This is a genomic window from Azorhizobium sp. AG788 (assembly GCF_004364705.1).
Taxonomy (GTDB): domain Bacteria; phylum Pseudomonadota; class Alphaproteobacteria; order Rhizobiales; family Xanthobacteraceae; genus Azorhizobium; species Azorhizobium caulinodans.
In genome coordinates this window covers 89,610-111,487 of record NZ_SOBM01000005.1, presented here as the reverse complement: position 1 = coordinate 111,487, position 21,878 = coordinate 89,610, and the positions used below count along the sequence as shown (strand labels likewise).

Below are 21,878 nucleotides of genomic sequence, written 5' to 3'. Positions count from 1 at the left end.
ATGATCCATGTGCGACTGGAGAGCGAGACGGATTTCGCCGGTTGGCGGAAGGCGGCGCGAACCCTCATCGGTGCGGCCGTTGCGCCGCGCGACGTGGTGTGGAGCGTCGGCGGGGCGGCGGACCTGTTCGGCGCGGGCGCCCCGCTCCCCGATGACACGCCTGTCGCCCAGTTCACCGTGCCCCGCGGCTTCCTGCGGCTGGCGGAAACCGCCTTCCTGCACCGGGACCGGGAGCGCTTCGGACTGCTCTATCGCCTGCTGGTGCGCCTGCGGGCTGAACCTGGCCTGCTCTCCATCGCCATGGACAGCGATGTGGCGCGGGTGGAGGGCATGGCGAAATCCGTGCGGCGCGACATTCACAAGATGCGCGCCTTCGTCCGCTTCCGGCAGGTGGAGGTGGCGGGGGCGGAGTGGTTCGTCGCATGGTTCGAGCCTGAGCATCACATTCTGGAAACCAACGCCCCCTTCTTCCAGCGGCGGTTCGCCGGCATGAAATGGTCGATCCTGACGCCGGAGGCGAGCGCCCATTGGGATGGCGAAACGCTCACCTTCGGTCCCGGCGGCACGCGGGCCGAGGCGCCGGCGGACGATGCCATGGAGACGCTGTGGCGGGATTATTACGCCAGCATCTTCAATCCGGCCCGGCTGAAGATCAGCGCCATGAAGTCCGAAATGCCGGTGAAATACTGGCGCAACCTGCCGGAGGCCGCGCTGATCGCCCCTCTCATCGCCGATGCCGAGCGCCGGGCGGGCGAGATGATTGCCCATGCTGCGACACCCGCCAACCCGCGCCCCCACCGCCTCGAAAAGGCGGCCTCCGATGCGGCACCAGCCGATGACCTTGAGGCGCTGAAGGCGCAGGCGAGCGGCTGCCGGGCCTGCCCGCTCTGGGCGCCGGCGACGCAGACGGTCTTCGGCGAGGGGCCGGCCGATGCGCCGGTGATGTTCGTGGGCGAGCAGCCGGGCGATCAGGAGGATCTGGACGGGCGCCCCTTCGTCGGGCCGGCCGGGCGGCTGTTCGATCAGGCCCTGCAGGATGCTGGGCTGGAGCGGGCGCGGGCCTATGTCACCAATGCGGTGAAGCACTTCAAGTTCGAGCCGCGGGGCAAGCGGCGCCTCCATCAGTCGCCCAATCCCGTCGAGATCCGCGCCTGCAACACGTGGCTCGCGCGGGAGATCGCTCTGGTGCGGCCGCGCCTTGTGGTGGCGCTGGGCGCCAGCGCCGCGCAGGCGGTGTCCGGCCGCGCGGTGCGCGTGGGCGAAAGTCGCGGGCGTATCATGCCACTTGAGGGGCGGGACGCGCTGGTGAGCGTTCATCCCTCCTATCTGCTGCGCCTGCCGGATGCGGAAGCCCGGGCGCGCGAATATGACCGCTTCGTCGCGGACCTGCGTCTGGCGGCGCCCTATCTCGCCGGCTGAGATCAGCCGTGGCCGAGATAGAGCTTGGCCGCCCGCTCGTCCGCCAGCAGGCTCGCCGCATCGCCGGAGAGTGCCACCTTTCCGCCGTCGAGGATGGCGCCCCGGTGGGAAATGGCCAGCGCCTGCCGCGCGCGCTGCTCGATGAGGAAGACGGCGGTGCCGGTCTTCGCCAGCGCCGCGATCCGCTGGAAGCTCTCGTCCACCTTGGCCGGGGACAGAGCGGCCGTGGGCTCGTCCAGCACGATGACGCCGGGCCGCGTCATCAGCGCGCGGGCAAAGGCCAGTTGCTGGCGCTCACCGCCCGAGAGGCTGCCCGCCCGCGAACGGCGCCGCTCGGCAAGCGCAGGAAACATCTCCATCATTTCGGCAATGCGCGCGCCCTTGTCGGCCACGCCCTCCACCACGGCGAGATTGTCGTGGATCGAGAGGGAGGGGAAGACGTTCGCCACCTGCGGCACATAGCCGATGCCGGCCCGCGCCCGCTGCTCGGCGGGCATGAGGGTGATGTCGCGCCCCTCCAGCAGCACCTTGCCGGTCACGCGGGGCAAGAGCCCCACCACCGCCTTGGCGAGCGTGGACTTGCCGGCTCCGTTGGTCCCCGCCACCGTCAGGATCTCTCCCGCCGAAAGGGTGAGATCGATGCCGTTGAGGATATTCACTTCGCCATAGCCGCCGGCGAGCGTTTCGATGGTGAGCATGTGCGTTGATCTTCCGGAAGCTTGCTGCGGTGCGGGGCAAAACGGGTTCGGGCTTAAGTCTTTGCGGCCAACCTGCCCCGTTGACTCCGTGCCGGACTGTGGCCTTTCTGTGTTGCAGAGTGACGCTGGGGCGGGCTCGTCGCGTTGGAGTGGGGGTGGGTATGTCGCTCGTGTCGTTGGCGCAGAACTTCGAAGACGTCATGCTGTGGCGGGCCCTGCGCGACGTGAGCGAGGGCTTCTACATCGACGTCGGCGCAAACGACCCGTTGATGCACTCCGTGACGCATGTCTTCTATGCGCGCGGCTGGCACGGCATCAATGTGGAGGCCAATCGCGGCTATTTTGACCTGCTGCAGAAGGAGCGGACGCGCGACATCAACATCCACGCCGCCGCGACCAATTATGATGGCCGCATCCAGTTCTTCGACATTGACGATACCGGCCTTTCGACGACGGACGCGGAGGTGTGTGAAGCGCACGCGCGCATCGGCTTCTTCGGCTCGGCGGTTGAAGTCGAAGCACTGACGCTGGCCAGCATCTGCCGCGCCCATGTCACGGGCGACATCCACTTCCTCAAGATCGACGTCGAGGGCGGTACGCGCGCCGTCATCGAGGGCATGGATTTCGCAGCATTCCGGCCGTGGATCGTGCTCTGCGAGGCCACAAAGCCCATGACGCAGGAGCAGGATTTCGCCGACTGGGAGGGCCTCCTGCTGGAGGCTGGATACCAGTTCGTCTATGCGGACGGCCTCAATCGCTTCTACCTCGCAAATGAGCAGGCGCATCTGCGGGGGCGCTTCGAATACCCGCCCAACGTCTTCGACGGCTTTCAGTATGGGACCGGCAGCGAGATTTCCGCCCGCGTCCTCGACGCCGAGCGCGAGCAATTTCGGGCGCGGGCCGAGAGCGCGGAGGCGCACGCCGCGCACCTGCAGGCGTTCGCCACCCATGTGCAGGGCGCCCTCGACGCCCAACTGCAGGCCTATGCCGAGCGCGACGCGACCGCGCGCGGTCTTGAGGCGGAGCGGGACGCGCTGCGCTCGGCGCTGATCGAGGTGACCCGGGCAAGTGAGGAGCGCGCTGCGGCCCGTGAAGCCGAGAGCGGCCGCCTGCGGGCCATGCTCGACGAACAGGCAGGCTTCCTCGCTGCCACCCGCCAGCAGGTGGATGCGCTGTCTGTCAGCCTGCAAGCGGCGGAACAGCAGCGCGACACGCTTCAGCAGCAGCTCGAAGTTTCCACCGGCCGCCTTGCGGAGGAGACGGCGGCCCTGGTCCGCGAGCGAGCCGCATTCGAGCAGGAAACGGCCGTGCTGCTGGCGGACAAGGCGCGATTGCAGGCGGAAAAGTTCGCCCTCGAACAGGACAAGGTCCGCCTGGAGGTCGCCGGCGCAGAAATAGCCGATCGCGCCGCGCGAGCCGAGACTCATGCGGCGCGGCTGGAAGCGACGCTCCGGCGCATCACGTCGAGCCCCGCGTGGCGTATGACGGCGCCCTTCCGTGCGCTGAGCCGCGGCTAGCGCAGAATGGCGTCGGGAAACGGCGCCGTCCGCCCCCATCAGGCCGCCGCGCCTCCGAGATAGGCATCGCGCACGCGCGGGTTGGCGAGCACCTCGGCGGGCGTGCCGGAGGCAATGAGCTGGCCTCGGTCCATCACGTGAAGCGTCGAGACCAGCTTGTTCAGGGCCGGCAAGTCGTGTTCGATGATGAGGAAGCCGATGCCCCGCGCATTGAGTTCGCGGATGCGCACGGACAATTCCTCGATCAGGACCGGATTGACGCCCGCGAAGGGCTCGTCGAGCAGGATCATGCGTGCGCCAGTCATCAGCGCGCGCCCGAGTTCCACCAGCTTTTTCTGTCCGCCCGAGAGGCGGCCGGCGGGCACATCGGCCACCTTCTGAAGCCGCAGGAAGGCGATGGTCTCCTCCACCTCGCGGGCGATGGCGGCTTCCTCGGCCTTCACCCGGCCGGGACGAAAGAAGGTGTCGATGAGCCGCTCGCCCGACTGCTTGGGATAAGCGGCCATCAGATTCTCGCGCACGGTCAGGTGGGAGAATTCGCGCGGCACCTGGAAGGTGCGCACCATGCCCGCGCGCGCCCGCTCCATGGGGCTCGCCCGGCCGAGGGCGCGGCCCTCGAAGGCGACGTTGCCGCCATCGGCAGCGAGGAAGCCTGTGATGAGCGAGAAGAGCGTGGACTTGCCGGCGCCGTTGGGGCCGATCACGCCCACGAGCGCGCCGGAAGGCACCTCGAAGCGCACCTCGTCCACCACGCGCAGGCCGCCATAGGCCTTGGTCAGTCCTTGGATCGAGAGGGTCATTTGCGGGTGAAATCCCCCATCAGGCCCTGCGGGCGGTACATGGTGAAGAGGATGAGTGCCAGACCCACCACGCCGAGCCGGACGCTCGCCATGGAGACTTCCGAGATGAAGGGCAGGAGATCGCGCAGGAAGCGCGAGCCCTCCAGGAAGAACATCAGGATCACCGCGCCAACCAGCGCGCCGGAGATGCGCCCCACGCCGCCCATGATGATGGCCATCCAGATCTGGAAGGTCATGAGCGGGACGAACTGCTCGGGCGCGATGAAGCCGATGTAATGGGCATAGACCGCGCCCGCGATGCCCGCGAGGCCGGCGCCCAGCACCAGAACCTGGATCTTGAAGCCGGCTGGGTCCTTGCCCAGCGCCTTCACCGCCTCCTCATTGTCGCGGATGGCCTCGATCATGCGCCCGAAGGGCGAGCGCACGATGCGCCACATGGCGGCGATGGCGATGAGGTTCAGCACCACCAGAAGCCCGAGCACCGCCAGAGCCTGGGGCGTGCCGGTGAGCATGCCAAACATCTTGGGGATGCCGGCGATGCCCTGCACGCCATTGGTCAGCCAGCGCTCGCTGGTCGCGACGAGCCGCACCACTTCCGAGAAGCCGAGCGAGACGATGGCAAAATAGTCTTCCCTGAGGCGGATGCTGACGAGCCCCAGCGGCCAGGCGGCCAGCATGGCGAGCAGCGCCGCGAGCGGGAATGTCACGACCATCGGCACACCGTGCTCGCACAGGATGGCGGTGGTGTAGGCACCCACGCAGAAGAAGCCCACATGGCCGAAATTGACGATGCCGGTGAGGCCGTACTGGAGGTTCAGTCCCAGGGCCAGCAGCACGTAGAGCGCGCCGATGATGGCGATGGCGATGAGATAGGCGTCCATCAGCGCACCCCCTCCACGCGGCCGAACAGGCCCTTGGGCCGCACCAGCAGCACCACCAGCAGGATGACGAAGGCGAGCGCCAGCTTGTAGGTGAAGCCCACATAAGGCGTGGCGATCTCCTGCAATACGCCGAGCATGACGCCGGCCAGCACCGCGCCCACCGGGTGGCCGATGCCGCCGAGAACGGCGGCGGCGAAGACCGGGATGAGCATCTCCCAGCCCATCTCGGGCGAGACCACGGTCTTGATGCCGAGCAGCACGCCGGCGAGGGCGGCCACGGCGCCGCCCAGCGCCCAGAGCGCCAGCATCACCTGACGGGGCGCGATGCCGGAGACGCGGGCCAGCATCGGATCGTCGGCGACCGCGCGCATGCGCCGGCCGATGGGGGTGGCGTGGAGGATGAGAAAGACCGCGACAAGGACCGCCAGCGCGGTGATGCCGATCTTCAGGTCGTTGGGCTGGATGCGCAGGTCGAAATAGCGCCAGGGGCGCACCAGCGGCAGCTGGAACACCTGCTGGCCGTGGCCATAGAAGAGACCGAGCACCGCGCGGATGAAGAAGCCGACGCCGATGGAAGCGAGCAGGGCCGAGACGGAGGGACGTCCCTCCAGCTTGCGGAACACCAGCAGATAGGAGAGGACGCCCGCAATGGCGCCGGCCGCGAGGCCCGCAATGCCGCCCACGACGATGGAGCCGGACGCGGCAAAGCCGGCCAGTGCCGCATAGGCGCCGCAGGTCATGAAATCGCCGGTGGCCGCATTGGCGAAACGGGCGACGCCGAAGACCAGGGTCAGCGCCAGCGCCGCAAGGCCGATGACCAGCCCGGACATGAGGCCGCTGATCGCGAGTTCCAGAAACGCGCTCATGCGAACCTCCCGGAGCGGGCGGGCGGCAGCGCCATGTGGCGGAAAGGTGGGGGCACGAGCGTCACGTTTGTCTGGTCCTCTGCCGTCGCCAAAGGCGGGCGGGGAAGGGCGGTCTTCGCCCCGGAGGTGATCGGCCTCCCGGCATGGGCCGGTGGATCGCAGATGGGTTGTCCCGCCCGGCGGGGAGACCGGGCGGGACGTCACCGGCCCGGTCCTGCCGCCGCCCGGGGAGAGGGAGAGGGGCGGCGGCGGAACGGACCGGCGACGTTCGGGATCGTGGTCAGAGCTTCACGATATACTTGCGGTCGAACTTGCCCTTGTTGATGAAGGACACCGCGAAGTCCGGGGTCACGTCGCCATACTGGTCGAAGTCCAGGATGGAGGAGGCGCCCTGGTAGTCGATCTTGCCGGACTTCAGCGCCGCCTTGCCTTCGGCGAAGGTGGAGACCGTCTTGCCACCGGGACCCGCGACTTCGCGCAGCTTGGCGGAGATGGCGGCAACGTCCGCATTGGGGCCGGCGGCCTCCATGGCGAGGGCCAGCACCACCACCATGTCCCAGGTCATGGCCGCATAGACATTGTTGAGGCCGGACTGGCCCATGGCCTTCTGGTAGGCCGCATCGAACGACTTGAAGGCGTCCGAGCCTTCGTTGGAGATGCTGTCCACCGAGATGATGCCTTCCGTCACCTCGGGGCCGAGGGCCTTCACGAGGTCCGGATTGGCGGCCCAGGCGGGAATGATGAATTTGGTGGTCTCGCCGGTCTGGAACCACTCGCGCAGGATGATGGTGGTGTCGGCGAGATAAGAGCCCATCACGATCACGTCGGGCTTCGCCGCCAGCACCTTCTGCAGCTCCGCGCGATAGCTCGGCTGGTTGGGCTCATAGACCACGTTCTCGACCACCTTGCCGCCCTTGGCCTCCCACGCCTTGCGGAAGCCCTCGGTGTTGCCGATGCCCGAGGCGTTGTTGAAGGCCATGGTGGCCGGGCGCTTGAAGCCTTCCTTCTGCGCGATCTCCGCGAAGGCGCGGCCGAAGCGGTCGTTGGTTGCCTGGAAGCGGTAGAGCAGGCCCTTGGCATTGGCCGGCGGCACGGAGAGGGCGGGCGCGCCGGAGGTGTGCATCAGGAGGATGCCGGCGTCATTGGTGAGGGGGGCCACGGCGAGCGAGACGCCCGAGGCCCAGGTGCCGAGGATGGCCTGCACCTTGTTGACCTCGATGAGCTTCTTTGCGGCGAGAACCGCCGCCTGCGGCTGGGTCTGGGTGTCCTCGGCGGAGACCTCGAGCTTGCGGCCGCCGGCGCCGCCGTCCGCATTCACCATCTCGGCGGCGGCGAGGATCATCTTCTGCATGCCGGTGCCGTAAGGCGCGCCGGCACCGGTGATCGGGTTCAGCGCGCCGATGCGGAAGGTCGCCGTCTGGGCGAGGGCCTCGCGGGAAAGCGTGGGCAGAAGCAGGGCTCCGGCAAGGCCGGCGAGCGTCTGGCGGCGGGAGAGGGTCACGGCTTCGATCCCTTCGGTCTGGAGGTTGTGCTTGTTTTTCAGTTGAGCGCGGTACGCTTCACGCAGACGCCGCCCTTCATGATGAGCGGCATGTGCTGGCCCTGGCCCGTGAGCAGGGACAGGTCCTTCAGGGGATCGCCATCGACGGCGATGAGGTCGGCGAAAGCGCCGGGGGCAACGGTGCCGATCTGGCCTTCCATGCGCAGCAGCCTGGCGGCGATGGTGGTGGCGGAGGCGATCACCTCATGCGCCGGCAGCACACGGCCGCGGATGACGAACTCCTCCGACTGGTGGCGGTGCATTTCGCCCAGCAGATCCGAGCCATAGGCCATGGGCAGGCCGGCGGCGCGCATGACGGCGATGGATTCCATGCCGGCGAGGCGGACGTTGTCGATCTTGGCCACCGAGCCCGCGGGGAAGCCCATGGCGGCGCCCTCGCTCGACAGCTTGTCGTAGGTCACGAGCGTCGGCACGGCGATGGCGCCCTGTTCGGCAGCGAACTTGGCGGTGTCGGCCTTGATGAGGTTGCAGTGCTCCAGCGAATGGACGCCGCATTCCACCGCACGGCGGATGCCTTCATCCGTGTAGAGATGGGCGGAGACATAGGTGCCGGCGTTCTGAGCCTCTTCCACCACGGCGAGGAGTTCCTCGCGGGCGAAGCCGAGGAAGTGGATCGGATCGGTCGGCGAGGCGACGCCGCCATTGGCCATGATCTTGATGAAATCCGCCCCGCCCTTGATCTCTTCGCGGGCGGCGCGGCGCATTTCCGGCACGCCGTCCACCACCCGGCCGAGGGCGCCGAGGCGGAAGCCGGTGCGGGTCGTCTCGCGGTCGTCATAGGGGCCGCGGAAATCGCAATGGCCGCCGGTCTGGCTCAGCGCCTTGCCGCAGATGACGATGCGGGGGGCAGGGAGGAAGCCCTCGGCCGCCGCCACCTTGAGGCCGCGGTCGGCGCCGCCGAGATCGCGCACGGTGGTGAAGCCGCGCATCAGCATCTCGCCCAGCAGCTTCATGGCGCGCACGGCAACCAGGCTGTCCGGCAGCTTGGCGTTGGCGCCAAGGTCCGCGAGACAGGCGATCGTATGGACATGGGCGTCGATGAGGCCGGGCATCAGCGTGCGGCCCTTGAGGTCGATCACCTCGGCGGAGGCGGCGGCGATCTTCGGTGCAACCTCGCGGATGACATCGCCCTCGACGAGAACGTCCACCTTCTCGCCACGCTCCGCAGAGGTGCCGTCGACGATGTGCGCGTTGGTGATCAGCAGGGCCATGTCTCGATACTCCGGAAGGTCTATTTGCCCGCCACCGTCGCGGCCGAAGCGCGCGCGGCCGGGGATTGGGAACGGGAAGGGGAGGCAAGGCGCGTCTCGCTCGCGATCTCCTCCGGGAAATGCTGCGCCACCTGGGCCTTCCAGAAGGCGAGCATCTCATTGAAATAGCTGGGGTCCTCGCGCAAGACCGTCTGGGCGATCATGCCGCGCACGAGGCACATGGTGGTGTTCATCACCGTGCGGGTCTTTTCCGGATCGGCCCCGCGACGGGCGGCGAGGGCCATCCAGATGGCATCAAGGCCGGCATGGAACTTCTTCACCACCGGGATCAGGCGTTCCTTGAACTCGTCGTTGTGGCGGGCCTCGGGCAGATATTCCATCGTCACGTAGAAGAGCCGATCGGACATCATCTGCCAGATGTAATCGACGATCTCGTCGCTGGAGCCGCCGCGTCGTGCGATGTCTTCCGCGAAGCGGTGGAGGTCCGCCGTCACGCGCTCCAGCATGTCGTTGATGGCATCGGTGATCAGCTCCTCCTTGCTGGAGAAGTGATGCGTGAGCGCTCCGCGCGAGACGCCCGCATGCGCGGCGATCTGCGGCGTGGAGAGGCGGGAGAAGCCGTTGTCGTGCAGCAGGTCGATAGTCGCGTTGAGCAGGCGCGCGGACGTTTCCGCCGTCCGCTCATGCTGGGATCGCCTGCGCCGCTCCGCCACCGCCTTGACCTCGACCGTTGAAAGCATGGCTAGCAAGGCATTGCACTTACAAACAGTCAAGTCTGTTTATTACTGCATTGCGAAGAGGCATCTGCCCGCCGTTTGTCCAGCGGAGACGCCGGTTTGCGCGGGAAGGGCGGGCGCAATGTCGCGGGCGATCCGCGCGCCGCGCCCATCCACCCTCGCGCATATACCTGATTGCGTTCGCAAATCCCCTATCGGGGGCACAGCGGCATCTGGTCAGATTGCAGGCGATGTTGCGACTTGCCCACACGCTGGGCATGTGAGTGAAAATTATCGTTGCATGCCCGTCATATTCTGACACATATTTTTTCAACTCCTTCGCTCACGCCTCAGGATTGCGCGTTTCCGTGACACCGCTTTCGCTCGTGGATCTCGTCCGCGCCCATCGTGCCGGCATGACGCCGCTGCACGGCCGCGTGGCCGACTTCGTGCTGCGCCACCCTCTGCAGGCGGCGACCATGGGCATTGAGGATCTGGCGGCCGCGGCGGAAGTGTCGGTCGCCACCATCAACCGTTTCGTGCGTGGGCTCGGCCTTGAGGGCTTCTCGCAGTTCCGGGCTTTGGCGGTGGCGAGCTTCCGGCCCTTGAGCCCGGTCGAGAAGCTGGAGGCGCAGGCGGCGGCCTCCGGCCGCGATACCGATCATGTGCAGGCTTCCCTCGACTCCGGCCTTGCCAATCTGCGCGCCGCCCGTGCGGTTGCCGATGCGGATGTCTTCCGGCAGGCGGCGGAGGCGGTGTCGTCGGCGGACCGGGTGGTGTTCCTGGGCTTCGGCCTCAGCGCGCCTCTGGTCGGGCTGCTGGCCGACATGCTGATTCCCTTCTGCCGGGCCCAGATGATCCTTGACGGGCAGGGTGGGCAAGAGCGCATGATCCGCCGCGCTTTCAACGTGAGGGCCGGTGACGTGGTGATCGCCCTGGCCCTGCCGCGCTACTCCCTCTCCACCATCGAACTCGCCCGCGGCATGCGCTCGCAGGGCGCTCGGATAATCGGCATCACCGACAGCCTGTCGTCTCCGCTGGCGCTGGAAGCCGACCTCCTTCTGCTCGGCCCCGCCGAGCATCCCCTCCTTCACGCATCCGCCACCGCGCTCGTTGCGCTCTTCGAGGCGCTCGTGGCGCTGCTCACGGCCCGGCGCCAGAGCGCGGGTGATGCGGCCGAACTCACGCGGCGCATCGCGCCCTTCCTCCATGATGCGGTGGCCGAAGCGCCCGACCGCCCGATCCTTGCCGGAAGGCTCCTGCCATGACCGTGACCCCGCTTTCCGCTGCGCCCACGTCCGCCGCCGCGTCCGCGCTGGTGCGGGTGGAAGGGCTGTGCGTGGATTTCCCCGGCGAGGACGGCACCTTCCGCGCCGTGGATGACCTGTCCTTTCATATCAATCCCGGCGAGACGCTGGCGGTGGTGGGCGAGAGCGGCTCCGGCAAGTCCGTCACCTCCCTGTCGCTCATGCGGCTGGTGGAGTTCGGCGGCGGGCGCATCTCCTCTGGTGCCCTCCATTTCCGGGGCCGGGACGGCCAGGTGCGCGATCTCGCCAAGCTGCCCTTGCCGGCCATGAATGCGGTCCGCGGCAACGAGATCGCCATGATCTTCCAGGAGCCGATGACTTCGCTGAACCCCGTGTTCACCATCGGCGAGCAGATCGCCGAGGCGGTGCGGCTGCATCAGGGCGCGAGCCGGGCGGCGGCACGGGCCGAGGCGCTGGCCATGCTGGAGAAGGTGCGCATTCCCGGCGCCAAGAGCCTGCTGGACCGCCACCCCCACCAACTCTCCGGCGGCATGCGCCAGCGCGTGATGATCGCCATGGCGCTCGCCTGCCGGCCCAAGCTTCTGGTGGCGGACGAGCCCACCACGGCCCTCGATGTCACCATCCAGGCCCAGATCCTGCGCCTCATCCGCATCCTTCAGGATGAGATGGGCATGGCCGTCCTGTTCATCACCCATGACATGGGCGTGGTGGCGGAGGTGGCCGACCGCGTGCTGGTGATGCGCCACGGTCGCAAGGTGGAGGAGGGCATCTCCGAAGAGGTGTTCGCAAAGCCGCAGCATCCCTACACCCGCGCGCTTCTCTCCGCCGTGCCGCGTCTCGGCGCCTTGGCCGGCGAGCCGCTGCCGCGCCGCTTCCCGCTGGTGGTGCTGAACGATGCCGGCGGCAGCGCCTATACGGAGGCTCCGCCGCAGGACACGGTTGAGGGCGACACGCCGGTACTGGAGGTGAAGAACCTCGTGACCCGCTTCGATGTGCGCAAGGGCATGTTCGGCCGCCTGTCGGGCCGCGTCCATGCGGTGGAGCAGGTGAATTTCAACGTGAAGGGCGGCGAGACGCTGGCGCTGGTGGGCGAGAGCGGCTGCGGCAAGTCCACCACCGGCCGCACCATCATGCAGTTGCAGGAGGCAACGTCCGGGGAAATCCTGTTCCATGGCCGCAATCTGCTGGCCATGGGTGCCGAGGAGCGCCGGCGCATCCGCCAGAAGATTCAGTACGTCTTCCAGGATCCCTTCGCGTCCCTTGATCCGCGGCTCACCGTCGGCTTCTCCATCGCCGAGCCGCTCACCACCCACGGCCTCGCCAAGGGGCGCGAGGTCGAGGAACGCGTGGCGGACCTGCTGCGCGATGTGGGCCTCTCGCCTGAGCATGCCCGACGCTACCCGCATGAATTCTCCGGCGGCCAGCGCCAGCGCATCTGCATCGCCCGCGCCCTCGCCTCCGAGCCGGAACTGCTGATCGCCGACGAGGCGGTGGCGGCGCTCGACGTATCCATTCAGGCGCAGATCGTGAACCTGCTCATGGAATTGCAGGAGAAGAGGCGTCTGTCCTACATCTTCATCAGCCATGACATGGCGGTGGTGGAGCGTGTGAGCCACCGCGTGGCGGTGATGTATCTCGGCCAGATCGTCGAGATCGGCCCCCGTCAGGCGGTGTTTGACCGTCCGGCCCATCCCTATACCCGTCGCCTCATGGCGGCGGTTCCGATCGCTGATCCGGCGCGGCGCGATCGTGCGCGCCCGCTGCTGGAGGGCGAAATCCCGAGCGCGGTGCGCGCGCTGGGGGACCTGCCGGTGGTTGAGCCGCTGGTCGAAGTGGGGGAGGGCCATTTCGTGGCCCGTCACCCGATCGGTGACTTCTCCTGAAGTTTTCCAACAACACCTTCCCAGACAAGAGGAAAACCGGATGCGTCTCAAATCCCTCATGACTGCCGGCCTGCTGGCGGCGCTGGCCATGGCGCCGGGGCTGGCGCTGGCGAAGCCGCTCGTGGTCGTCGTGCCGGACAATCTCACCGGCCTCGATCCCATGAACGCCAACGACACCCTGTCCCAGACGGCCATGCGAACCGTCTATCAGGGTCTCTTCGGCTTTGATCGCGACATGAAGATCGTGCCCGTGCTCGCCGAGAGCTACGAGGCCAATGACAATGCGACGGAATTCACCATCCGCCTGCGCAAGGGTGTGAAGTTCCACGACGGCACCGACTTCAACGCCGCTGCGGTGAAGGCGAGCCTCGAACGCCTTGCGAACCCCGACAACAAGCTCTCCCGCCGTTCGCTCATCTCCATGCTCGACCGCGTGGACGTGGTGGACGACAGCACGGTCAAGATCGTGCTGAAGACGCCCTTCGGCGCGCTCATCAACACGCTCGCCCATCCGGCGCTGGTGATGATCTCGCCTGCCGCCATGGAAAAGTACGGCAAGGACATTGCTCGCAATCCCGTGGGCACCGGCGCCTTCAAGTTCAAGCGCTGGGCGGCGGACACCTTCGAGGTGGAGAAGAACGACAATTACTGGAAGGCCGGCTGGCCCAAGGTGGAGGCCGTGACCATCCGCTCCGTGCCGGAGAACGGCAGCCGCTTTGCCATGCTGCAGGCCGGCGAGGCGCAATATGCGACGGTGTTCCCGCCGGAACTGGTGCCGGTGGCGGAAAAGCTGCCGAACCTCGAAGTGGTGCGCCGCCCGTCCATCGTCGGCTGGTACGTGGCGATGAACACGATGAAGAAGCCGTTCAACGACCCGCGCGTGCGCCAGGCGATGAACTATGCCGTGGACAAGGCCGCCTACTGCAAGGTGGTCGAGAACGGCTACTGCACGCCCTCGCTCTCGCCGCTGCCCGACCTGCTCGGCTTCTACGAGCCGCAGAAGCCCTATGCCTATGATGTGGCCAAGGCCAAGGCGCTGCTCGCGGAAGCGGGCTATCCGAACGGGTTCGAGACCGAGATCTTCTCCCGCAACAACACCACCTTCATCCGTGCCATGCAGTTCATCCAGCAGCAGCTGGCGCAGGTGGGCGTGAAGGTGACGGTCACGCCGCTTGAGGCCGGTGTCGAGGCGCAGCGCATCTGGTCGGTGCAGAAGCCCGAGGATGCGACCGTGCAGATGCAATACACCGGCTGGTCGTCCTCCACGGGCGATGCCGACTGGGCGCTGCGTCCGCTGCTGTGGGGCAAGGGTTTCCCGCCGAACCTCTTCAACGTCGCCTACTACAAGAACGAGAAGGTGGACGCTGACTTCGAAGGCGCGCTGGAAACCGCCGATCCGGCCAAGCGCGGCGCCTTCTATAAGGACGCGCAGCAGCGCATCTGGGAGGATGCGCCGTGGATCTTCCTCGGGGCCTCGCAGCTCATCACGGTCCAGTCGAAGTCCCTCTCCGGCGTCTACATGCTGCCGGATCGCGGCTTCGTGGTGGAAACCGCCGAGTTCAAGTGACACTCGGCCGGGGCCGGGAGCGCTGAACGCCCTCCCGCTGCCCCCTAACCGCATCCGCCCACCGCCCTCGTGGTGGAGGGCGGTGCTCCTCCCGGCTGTCCCCCGCCGGCCGGGAGGAGCGCACATCAGCCGCCGGGCGCCCGCGCCCCGCCCGTTTCGCGTCCGCCGGATGCCGCCATGCTGGAATATCTCGTCAAGCGCCTCCTGGGCATCATTCCGGTGATCTTCGCGATCTCCGTGGTGGTGTTCGCCTTCGTCCATCTGCTGCCGGGCGACCCCGCGCGTCTCGTTGCGGGCGTGGATGCCTCGCCGGAGGACGTGGCGGCGGTGCGCCAGTCTCTCGGCCTCGAGGGGCCGCTGTGGCAGCAGTATGTGCGCTTCGCGGGCAATGCGTTGCAGGGTGATTTCGGCATCTCGCTCAAGACCCGTCGCCCGGTCATCACGGAGATCGGCGAGCGGCTCATGCCCACCGTCTGGCTCACCGTCTTCGCGATGATCTGGGCCACCATCTTCGGCCTGCTCATCGGCGTGCTTTCGGCAGTGAAGCGCGGCCGCTGGCAGGACTATGGCGGCATGATCATCGCCGTCTCGGGCATTTCCTTCCCCTCCTTCTGGCTCGGCCTGCTGCTGATCGACCTCTTCTCCGTGCGCCTCGGCTGGCTGCCAACCGGCGGCTACGGCACCTGGGCGCATTTCGTGATGCCGTCCTTCACGCTCGGTCTTGGCGTTGCGGCGGTGATGGCCCGCTTCACCCGTTCTGCCTTCGTGGAGATCGCCCGCGAGGATTATGTGCGCACCGCCAGAGCCAAGGGCGTGCCCGAGAAGACCGTCATCTGGAAGCACACGCTGCGCAATGCGCTGGTGCCGGTCATCACCATGACGGGCCTGCAATTCGGCTTCCTACTGGGCGGCTCCATCGTGGTGGAGACGGTATTCAGCTGGCCCGGCCTCGGGCGCCTTCTCGTCGATAGCGTCTCCTATCGCGACTATCCGGTGATCCAGGCGGAGATTTTGCTGTTCTCGCTGGAGTTCATCTTCATCAACCTCGCGGTAGACGTGCTCTACGCCTTCGCCAATCCGGAGATCCGCTACAAATGAGCGCCGCGACCTCCGCCCCCGCTTCTCCCGCCGCGCCGCGCGCCATGCGCACGCCGGTCAGCGAGTTCTGGCGCCGCTTCCGCAAGCAGAAGGTGGCGCTCGTCGCCGGCGCCTTCCTGCTGGCGCTCCTTCTGGTCGCGATCTTCGCGCCGTGGGTTGCGCCCTATGATCCCTCGACGCCAGATTACATGGCCATCCTCCAAGGCCCCAGTGCAGCCCATTGGGCCGGCACGGATGCCTATGGGCGCGATGTCTTCTCGCGCATTATCTTCGGTGCCCGCATCTCGCTGGCGGTGGGCTTCCTCTCCGTGTCGCTGGGTGGCCTCGTGGGCGTCACGCTCGGTGTCGTCTCGGGCTATTACGGCGGCCTCATCGACAGCGTCATCATGCGCGTATGCGATGTGCTGCTGGCCTTCCCCGGCATCCTGCTGGCCATCGGCGTCATCGCCATCCTCGGGCCGGGCATCGATAACGTCATCTACGCGGTGGCGGTGTTCTCCGTGCCGATCTTCGCCCGCCTCGCGCGCGGCTCCACCCTCTCGCTGAAGCGGGCGGTCTATGTGGATGCGGCCCGCGCCATCGGCGTGAAGGACCGCGTCATCATGATGCGCCATCTGCTGCCGGGCGCGCTGCCGAACGTCATCGTCTATTTCTCCATGCGCATCGGCACTTCCATTCTCACCGCCGCGAGCCTGAGCTTCATCGGGCTTGGCGCGCAGCCGCCGAGCCCGGAATGGGGCGCCATGCTGGCGGATGGGCGCAGCTACATCGGCGTCGCCGACAATGTGACGCTGTTCCCCGGCATCGCCATCTTCATCACCGTGCTGGCCTTCAACCTTTTGGGAGACGGCCTGCGCGATGCGCTCGATCCCAAGCTGAAGATGGCCTGAGGTGAAGCGCGCCCGCGATTTCGGCCTCGTCTGCGGCAGCCTGCCGACGGGGCCGCTCAACGCCATTACCGACGTGCCGGGCGTGCGCGTCGGCCACCGGACCCTGGTGGATGGCGACGTGCGCACCGGCTTCACCGCGCTGGTGCCGCACGAGGGCGATCTGTTCCGGGAGAAGCTGCCGGCGGCGGTCGAAGTGATCAACGGCTTCGGCAAGAGCTGTGGGCTGATCCAGGTGGAGGAACTGGGCCAGCTGGAGACTCCCATCCTGCTCGGCAACACGCTCTCCGTCGGCACCGGCTTCGAGGCGCTGGTGCGCAGGGCGCTGGCCGCCAATCCCGACATCGGGCGCGAGACCGGCACCGTGAACCCGGTGGTGATGGAGTGCAACGACGGCTGGCTCTCCGACATCCGGGCCCTCGCCCTGACCGTGGACGACGCCTATGCCGCGCTCGATGCCGCCGTGTCCGGACCGGTGCCGGAAGGGGCTGTGGGCGCTGGAGCCGGCATGAGTGCCTTCGGCTTCAAGGGCGGCATCGGCACCGCGTCCCGCCTGCTGACGCTCGATGGGCAGGATTACACGCTGGGCGTGCTGGTGCTCGCCAATTTCGGCCGCGCCGGCGATCTCGTGCTGCCGGATGGCCGGCGGCCGGACGTGCCGAAGCTCCGCAAGTCCGATTTCGCGTCCGTAGATGCGCCCGAGCGGGGCTCGGTCATCATCGTGCTCGCCACCGACATTCCGCTGGAGAGCCGGCAACTGAAGCGCATCGCGCGGCGGTGCGGGGCAGGGCTGGCGAAACTCGGCGCCTTCTGGGGCAATGGCTCGGGCGACATCGCGCTCGCCTTCTCCACCGCCGCCCGCATCGCCCATCACGAGACAGCCGATCTCGTGCCGCGCGTGGTGCTGAACGAGAACCGCATCGACCTGCCGTTCCGCGCGGCCGCCGATGCCACGCAGGAGGCGGTGCTGAACGCGCTTCTCGCCGCCCCGAAAACGCGCGGCCGCGACGGCCACATGCGCCCCTCCCTGGCCGACGTTCTGGCCGGCTGAGCGACAGGACACGAAGGTTCACGGACATGAAGGTTTACATCTCCGCCGACATCGAGGGTGTGGCGGGCGTGGTCTCTCCCCAGCAGGGGCAGCCGGGCAATGCGGAATATGAGCGCGCCCGCCGGCTGATGACCGAGGAGGTAAATGCCGCCATCGCCGGTGCCTTCGAGGGCGGGGTGACCGAGGTGCTGGTGAACGACAGCCACGGCCCCATGAGCAACATCATTCCCGAGCAGCTCGATCCGCGGGCCGACCTCATCCTCGGCAAGCCCAAGCCCTTCAACATGGCGGCCGGGCTTACCCGCGATTTCGCCGCCGTCTTCCTCGTCGGCCATCATGCGGCGGCCTCCAATTTCGGCGTGCTGGCGCACACCACCAATTCTTTCGCCTTCCGCGAGGTGCGCCTTGCCGGCCGCGCGCTGGGCGAGCCGGGCATCTATGGCGCCTATGCCGGCCAGCTCGGCGTGCCCGTGGCGCTGGTGACGGGCGATGATCGATTGGTGGAGGAGGCGCGCGACCTCTTCCCGCAGGCCGAGGCGGTGTGCGTGAAGACGGCGCTCTCCAATCGCGCCGCGCGCCAGATCGGGGTGGAGAAGGCCCGCGCCGCCATCGCCGCCGGCGCCCGGCAGGCGCTCGCGAACCTTCGAGCCATGCGGCCCTTCACCATTCCGGGACCGTTCGTGGCGGAATTCGTGATGAACAGCCCGGCGCTCGCCGATCAGGGCGCGGTGCTGCCGCCCGCCCGCCGGCAGGATGCGACGACGCTGGCTTTCGCCTGCGCCGATGCGGCCGAGGCGGTGGGCTGGATGACGGCGCTCTCCGCCATGTCCGCCGTGCTGCGCTGAGGAGGTGACGATGCCCGACTTCCAGCCCGTTCTCGCGCTCCATGGTGGCGCCGGCACCATCCGCCGCACGGCCATGACGCCGGAACGCGAGGCGGCCTATACGGCGGGCCTGCTCGCCGCCCTTTCCGCTGGCCGCGAGGTTCTGGAGGCGGGCGGGACGGCGCTCGATGCCGTCACGGCGACCGTGATGGCGCTGGAGGACGAGCCGCTGTTCAATGCCGGGCGCGGCGCGGTGCTCACCAGTGCCGGCACGCTGGAGATGGATGCGGCCATCATGGACGGACGGGACCGCCGGGCCGGCGCGGTGGCGGGCATCTTCGGCCCGCGCAATCCCATCCTCGCCGCCCGCGCCGTGATGGAAAAGACCGAGCATGTGATGCTGACCGGGAGCGGCGCCAACGCCTTCTGCCGCGAGATCGGCCTTGAGATCATGCCGGAGGACTATTTCTTGACCTCCGCCCGGCAGGAGGCACTCGCCCGCGAGCTGGAGCGCCGCCGCACCGGCGCGCCCGATGATGGCGACGCGGCCCGCAAGCACGGCACGGTTGGCGCCGTGGCCCTCGACTGCCATGGCCATCTGGCCGCCGCCACCTCCACCGGCGGCATGACGGCGAAGCTGCCCGGCCGCGTGGGCGACAGCCCCGTTTTCGGCGCGGGCACATGGGCGGATGACGCCACCTGCGCCGTATCGGCGACGGGGCATGGCGAATATTTCATCCGCTATGCGGTGGGCCACGAGATCGACGCGCGGATGCGCTGGGCCGGGCAGAGCCTCAAGGCGGCCAGCGAAGGCATCGTGCGGGAGCTTGCGCCCTTGGGCGGCTCGGGCGGCCTCATCGCCGTGGACCGGACGGGGGCCATTTCGCTGCCCTTCAACAGCGAGGGCATGTACCGCGCCTGGATGCAGGCCGACGGCTCCATGCACACGGCGATTTTCTGAGAGCCTTTTCCCCCTCCCCAACCCTCCCCCGCAGGCGGGAGAGGGGGGCCTGTGGCACTCACGGCAACGACAGCGTCAAAATCCTGACGGGGAAAGCCCTCTCCCGCTTGCGGGGGAGGGTTGGGAGGGGGCAGACGCGCGAAGGTAAGAGCGTACGCTCGATCTTTCCAAGCGGGATATGAGAGGATCGGCGCGCGGCAAGCCCGCGCGCCATTTATGGATCAGGGCGCCGGGCTGCCGCGCAGCTGGAAAATGGCGTTCACCTTCTCTTCGATCTCCGGCGTGATGGCGACATCAACCGTGGCGAGGTTTTCCTGAAGCTGGGCGATGCTGGTCGCGCCGATGATGTTGGCGGTCACGAAGGGCCGCGACGTCACCCAGGCGAGCGAGAGCTGCACGAGCGAGAGGCCAAGCTCCGCCGCCAGCGCCGCGTAATCCTCGATGGCTTCCGCCGTTCCGGGCTTCTCATAGCGCTGGGCGCGATTGAACAGCGTCATGCGCGCGCCCTCGGGTCGGGCGCCGTGCCGATACTTCCCCGTCAGGAATCCCTGCCCCAGGGGGGAATAGGCGAGCAGGCCGACATCATCCCGCTCGGCAAATTCGGCCAGCCCCACCTCGTAGGTGCGGTTGATGAGGTTGTAGGCGTTCTGAACCGAGACGATACGCGGACCATGCCCGCGTTCGGCTTCCAGCAGGAATTTGTGCGCGCCCCAGGCGGTCTCGTTGGAGAGGCCGATGTGGCGGATCTTGCCCGCCTGCACCAGATCCTCCAGCACGCCCAGCGTCTCGGCGACCGGCACTTCCGTGCCGTCCCCGCCGCCGCGCGCCCGCGTGCCGGCCGAATTGCCGAAGAGCGGCACGGCGCGGTCCGGCCAGTGGAGCTGGTAGAGGTCGATATAGTCCGTCTGGAGGCGCTTCAGGGAGTTCTCGACCGCCTCGGTGATGTTCGCCCGGTCGAGCTTCGTGCCTTCGCCGGATGCACGGAAATAGGTGCTATCGGAGCGCCCCACCACCTTCGAGGCGAGGATCACCTTGTCGCGATTTTTGCGGCTCTTGAACCACTGACCAATGATCCGCTCGGTGGAGCCCTGCGTCTCCGCCATGGGCGGAATGGAATAGAGTTCGGCGGTGTCGATGAAGTTGATGCCGGCATCGAGCGCGAGGTCGAGCTGGGCGTGGCCTTCGGCTTCCGTATTCTGCTGGCCCCAAGTCATGGTGCCGAGCATGATGGACGACACCTTGAGGTCGGTGCGTCCGAGCCTGCGATACTCAAGCATGTGGCGGAAAACTCCGTGGGCGGGGCGCCGGCGCGGCCGGCTGATGCCGCTTTGTAGCAGCTTCGCCTTGGCCCTTGGCAAGCGGACGCAACGGCAGTTGCCCGCTGGCCTCGCTCAACCGCGCAGGGCCTGCGCCGGCGATTGGCGATAGGCGAGCAGGGCCGGGATGAGCGCCACCAGCCCGCCGACCGCGAACAGCAGCGCCAGAGCCGTGCCGTCACCCGGCAGGAAGGCGACGGGCAGAGCGATGCCGCTCGCCTGTTCCAGGGTGCGCGAGATGAGGCGGGCGGCGGCATAGCCGATGGCAAAGCCCGCCACGAGCCCGGTGGCGAGCAGTGCCAGCACCTCCAGCCAGACGATGCCGAAAACGGCGATGCGCGGCGCCCCGAAAGCCCGGAGCGCGCCGATCTGCTTGCGGCGCTGGAGCACGTGGATGACTACCACCAGAAGGATGGCGGCCCCCACCAGCGCCTGCGCACCGATGGCCACCAGCGCGATCACCTGCCGGGCATCGCCCAGCGTCGCGTAGAGGCGGGTGAGCACTTCGCCGGGGAAGACGGCGAGCGAATGGTCCGAGCGATAGTCACGGCGCAGCTTGTAGGCATCCGCAATGGTCTTCGGCTTCACCACGATGGCCGGCAGGCCCGGCGCGCCAGGGGCGGCGACGGCATCGGGGTTGATGGCATCGTCGAGGTCCGGCGCCATGTCGCGGTGTGCCTGATGGGCGTCGGATAGGCTGCGGGGGCGGCCGGTCTCCGGGGCGTCATGGTCATGATGGCCGGTGGCGGCCTCCGCCCGGTGTACACGCCACACCGCCTCGATGGGCACCAGCACCGCCCGGTCCCAGGGCGTGCCAGTGGGGGCGAGGCGGCCCACCACGCGATAGGTGATGCGGCCATGCACCTCCGCCGGCCCGCCCACCTGTCCATGCATGGGATGGAAGGCGGCGCCCAGCGCCTTGGGCACGGCGGCGCCCACAACCGCCTCGTCGAGCCGGGCGAAACTGCGGCCCTCGGTCACCTTCGTGAGGCCGTCGACGAGCGGCTGTGTGGTGCCGACGATGGGATAGTCATCCACGAAATCGCCGAAGCCCACCGGCGCTGCCCAGGCGACGCGCGGGTCCGCAACGAGCCCGGCCAGCACCTCGCCACCCATCAGCGGCAGAGGCGCGGGCTGGAGGAAGACGGCCGAGAGCACCAGTTGCGTCTCGCTGCCCGGCGCGCCCACCACCAGATCGAACGCCTGCGCCGCCCGCGCGCTGCCGAGCCGCAGGGCGCGCTCCTGAAGGGTGACGACCACCCCCAACGCCACCGCCAGCGCAATGATGAGGGTGACAGCGAGAACGCCGATCCATTGCCGCCGGAGATCCGCTGCGATGAAGCGAAACATGGGT

At 67.9% G+C, this 21,878-nt stretch carries 19 protein-coding genes; 10 read left to right on the top strand and 9 right to left on the bottom strand.

Annotation, left to right across the window (positions count from 1 at the left end):
* Positions 1–1,419 (top strand): UdgX family uracil-DNA binding protein, encoded by a 1,419-nt coding sequence (locus DFO45_RS14095; RefSeq protein WP_133865368.1) that lies wholly within the window; start codon positions 1–3, stop codon positions 1,417–1,419.
* Positions 1,420–1,421: 2 nt separating this feature from the next.
* On the opposite strand, the gene DFO45_RS14090 is transcribed toward DFO45_RS14095, so the two are convergent.
* Positions 1,422–2,117, bottom strand: coding sequence for an ABC transporter ATP-binding protein (locus tag DFO45_RS14090; protein WP_012171529.1), 696 nt, complete (start codon positions 2,115–2,117; stop codon positions 1,422–1,424).
* A 119-nt stretch (positions 2,118–2,236) separates the two neighbouring features.
* On the opposite strand from DFO45_RS14090, the gene DFO45_RS14085 reads away from it, so the two are divergent.
* Positions 2,237–3,634: an FkbM family methyltransferase gene (locus tag DFO45_RS14085; protein ID WP_133865367.1), complete on the top strand. Its 1,398-nt coding sequence runs from the start codon at positions 2,237–2,239 to the stop codon at positions 3,632–3,634.
* A gap of 38 nt (positions 3,635–3,672) precedes the next feature.
* Here the strand turns inward: DFO45_RS14085 and DFO45_RS14080 are convergent, their stop codons facing one another.
* The 6 genes from DFO45_RS14080 to DFO45_RS14055 form a co-directional block, all read right to left on the bottom strand.
* Positions 3,673–4,434 (bottom strand): ABC transporter ATP-binding protein, encoded by a 762-nt coding sequence (locus tag DFO45_RS14080; protein ID WP_133865366.1) that lies wholly within the window; start codon positions 4,432–4,434, stop codon positions 3,673–3,675.
* Positions 4,431–5,315, bottom strand: a complete 885-nt coding sequence (locus tag DFO45_RS14075) for a branched-chain amino acid ABC transporter permease (protein ID WP_012171526.1) — start codon at positions 5,313–5,315, stop codon at positions 4,431–4,433. Before DFO45_RS14075 ends, DFO45_RS14080 begins: the two co-directional genes overlap by 4 nt.
* Positions 5,315–6,181, bottom strand: a complete 867-nt coding sequence (locus tag DFO45_RS14070; RefSeq protein ID WP_043879447.1) for a branched-chain amino acid ABC transporter permease — start codon at positions 6,179–6,181, stop codon at positions 5,315–5,317. The genes DFO45_RS14075 and DFO45_RS14070 overlap by 1 nt, the downstream gene beginning before the upstream one ends.
* Before the next feature lie 280 nt (positions 6,182–6,461).
* A complete protein-coding gene (locus DFO45_RS14065) occupies positions 6,462–7,682 on the bottom strand; it encodes an ABC transporter substrate-binding protein (protein WP_133865365.1) in 1,221 nt (406 codons plus the stop codon).
* 38 nt (positions 7,683–7,720) lie between these two features.
* On the bottom strand, positions 7,721–8,953 hold the full coding sequence (locus tag DFO45_RS14060; protein WP_133865364.1) for an amidohydrolase family protein: 1,233 nt from the start codon (positions 8,951–8,953) through the stop codon (positions 7,721–7,723).
* Between the two features lie 20 nt (positions 8,954–8,973).
* Positions 8,974–9,693, bottom strand: a complete 720-nt coding sequence (locus tag DFO45_RS14055; RefSeq protein WP_133865363.1) for a TetR/AcrR family transcriptional regulator — start codon at positions 9,691–9,693, stop codon at positions 8,974–8,976.
* 344 nt (positions 9,694–10,037) lie between these two features.
* On the opposite strand from DFO45_RS14055, the gene DFO45_RS14050 reads away from it, so the two are divergent.
* The 8 genes from DFO45_RS14050 to DFO45_RS14015 all read left to right on the top strand — a co-directional run bounded on the left by DFO45_RS14050 (position 10,038) and on the right by DFO45_RS14015 (position 19,208).
* The gene (locus DFO45_RS14050; protein ID WP_133865362.1) at positions 10,038–10,937 is read left to right on the top strand and encodes a MurR/RpiR family transcriptional regulator; all 900 of its coding nucleotides are present in this window, start codon (positions 10,038–10,040) and stop codon (positions 10,935–10,937) included.
* A complete protein-coding gene (locus DFO45_RS14045) occupies positions 10,934–12,820 on the top strand; it encodes a dipeptide ABC transporter ATP-binding protein (protein WP_133865361.1) in 1,887 nt (628 codons plus the stop codon). The genes DFO45_RS14050 and DFO45_RS14045 overlap by 4 nt, the downstream gene beginning before the upstream one ends.
* 40 nt (positions 12,821–12,860) lie before the next feature.
* Positions 12,861–14,387 (top strand): glutathione ABC transporter substrate-binding protein, encoded by a 1,527-nt coding sequence (locus DFO45_RS14040; protein ID WP_012171519.1) that lies wholly within the window; start codon positions 12,861–12,863, stop codon positions 14,385–14,387.
* A gap of 177 nt (positions 14,388–14,564) precedes the next feature.
* Complete coding sequence (gsiC, locus tag DFO45_RS14035; protein ID WP_012171518.1) at positions 14,565–15,485, top strand: glutathione ABC transporter permease GsiC; 921 nt, start codon at positions 14,565–14,567, stop codon at positions 15,483–15,485.
* Positions 15,482–16,375 carry an ABC transporter permease subunit gene (locus DFO45_RS14030; RefSeq protein WP_133865360.1) on the top strand — a complete coding sequence of 298 codons (894 nt, stop codon included), beginning with the start codon at positions 15,482–15,484 and terminating at the stop codon, positions 16,373–16,375. Before gsiC ends, DFO45_RS14030 begins: the two co-directional genes overlap by 4 nt.
* 1 nt (position 16,376) lies before the next feature.
* Positions 16,377–17,423, top strand: coding sequence for a P1 family peptidase (locus tag DFO45_RS14025; RefSeq protein WP_133865359.1), 1,047 nt, complete (start codon positions 16,377–16,379; stop codon positions 17,421–17,423).
* Between the two features lie 26 nt (positions 17,424–17,449).
* On the top strand, positions 17,450–18,268 hold the full coding sequence (locus DFO45_RS14020) for a M55 family metallopeptidase (RefSeq protein ID WP_133865358.1): 819 nt from the start codon (positions 17,450–17,452) through the stop codon (positions 18,266–18,268).
* Between the two features lie 10 nt (positions 18,269–18,278).
* Entirely contained in the window at positions 18,279–19,208 is a 930-nt protein-coding gene (locus DFO45_RS14015; protein ID WP_133865357.1) for an isoaspartyl peptidase/L-asparaginase, read from the top strand.
* 221 nt (positions 19,209–19,429) lie between these two features.
* Here DFO45_RS14015 and DFO45_RS14010 read toward each other — a convergent pair whose 3' ends face one another.
* Entirely contained in the window at positions 19,430–20,485 is a 1,056-nt protein-coding gene (locus DFO45_RS14010; RefSeq protein ID WP_133865356.1) for an aldo/keto reductase, read from the bottom strand.
* 114 nt (positions 20,486–20,599) lie between these two features.
* The gene (locus DFO45_RS14005; protein WP_133865355.1) at positions 20,600–21,874 is read right to left on the bottom strand and encodes an ABC transporter permease; all 1,275 of its coding nucleotides are present in this window, start codon (positions 21,872–21,874) and stop codon (positions 20,600–20,602) included.
* Between the last annotated feature and the right edge of the window lie 4 nt (positions 21,875–21,878).

Coding starts and splice junctions, on each gene's coding strand:
- DFO45_RS14070 (WP_043879447.1), bottom strand. CDS start 6,181: ATGAGCGCGTTTCTGGAACTCGCGATCAGCGGCCTCATGTCCGGGCTG.
- DFO45_RS14080 (WP_133865366.1), bottom strand. CDS start 4,434: ATGACCCTCTCGATCCAAGGACTGACCAAGGCCTATGGCGGCCTGCGC.
- DFO45_RS14030 (WP_133865360.1), top strand. CDS start 15,482: ATGAGCGCCGCGACCTCCGCCCCCGCTTCTCCCGCCGCGCCGCGCGCC.
- DFO45_RS14015 (WP_133865357.1), top strand. CDS start 18,279: ATGCCCGACTTCCAGCCCGTTCTCGCGCTCCATGGTGGCGCCGGCACC.
- DFO45_RS14060 (WP_133865364.1), bottom strand. CDS start 8,953: ATGGCCCTGCTGATCACCAACGCGCACATCGTCGACGGCACCTCTGCG.
- DFO45_RS14020 (WP_133865358.1), top strand. CDS start 17,450: ATGAAGGTTTACATCTCCGCCGACATCGAGGGTGTGGCGGGCGTGGTC.
- DFO45_RS14090 (WP_012171529.1), bottom strand. CDS start 2,117: ATGCTCACCATCGAAACGCTCGCCGGCGGCTATGGCGAAGTGAATATC.
- gsiC (WP_012171518.1), top strand. CDS start 14,565: ATGCTGGAATATCTCGTCAAGCGCCTCCTGGGCATCATTCCGGTGATC.
- DFO45_RS14040 (WP_012171519.1), top strand. CDS start 12,861: ATGCGTCTCAAATCCCTCATGACTGCCGGCCTGCTGGCGGCGCTGGCC.
- DFO45_RS14045 (WP_133865361.1), top strand. CDS start 10,934: ATGACCGTGACCCCGCTTTCCGCTGCGCCCACGTCCGCCGCCGCGTCC.
- DFO45_RS14010 (WP_133865356.1), bottom strand. CDS start 20,485: ATGCTTGAGTATCGCAGGCTCGGACGCACCGACCTCAAGGTGTCGTCC.
- DFO45_RS14075 (WP_012171526.1), bottom strand. CDS start 5,315: ATGGACGCCTATCTCATCGCCATCGCCATCATCGGCGCGCTCTACGTG.
- DFO45_RS14005 (WP_133865355.1), bottom strand. CDS start 21,874: ATGTTTCGCTTCATCGCAGCGGATCTCCGGCGGCAATGGATCGGCGTT.
- DFO45_RS14095 (WP_133865368.1), top strand. CDS start 1: ATGATCCATGTGCGACTGGAGAGCGAGACGGATTTCGCCGGTTGGCGG.
- DFO45_RS14055 (WP_133865363.1), bottom strand. CDS start 9,693: ATGCTTTCAACGGTCGAGGTCAAGGCGGTGGCGGAGCGGCGCAGGCGA.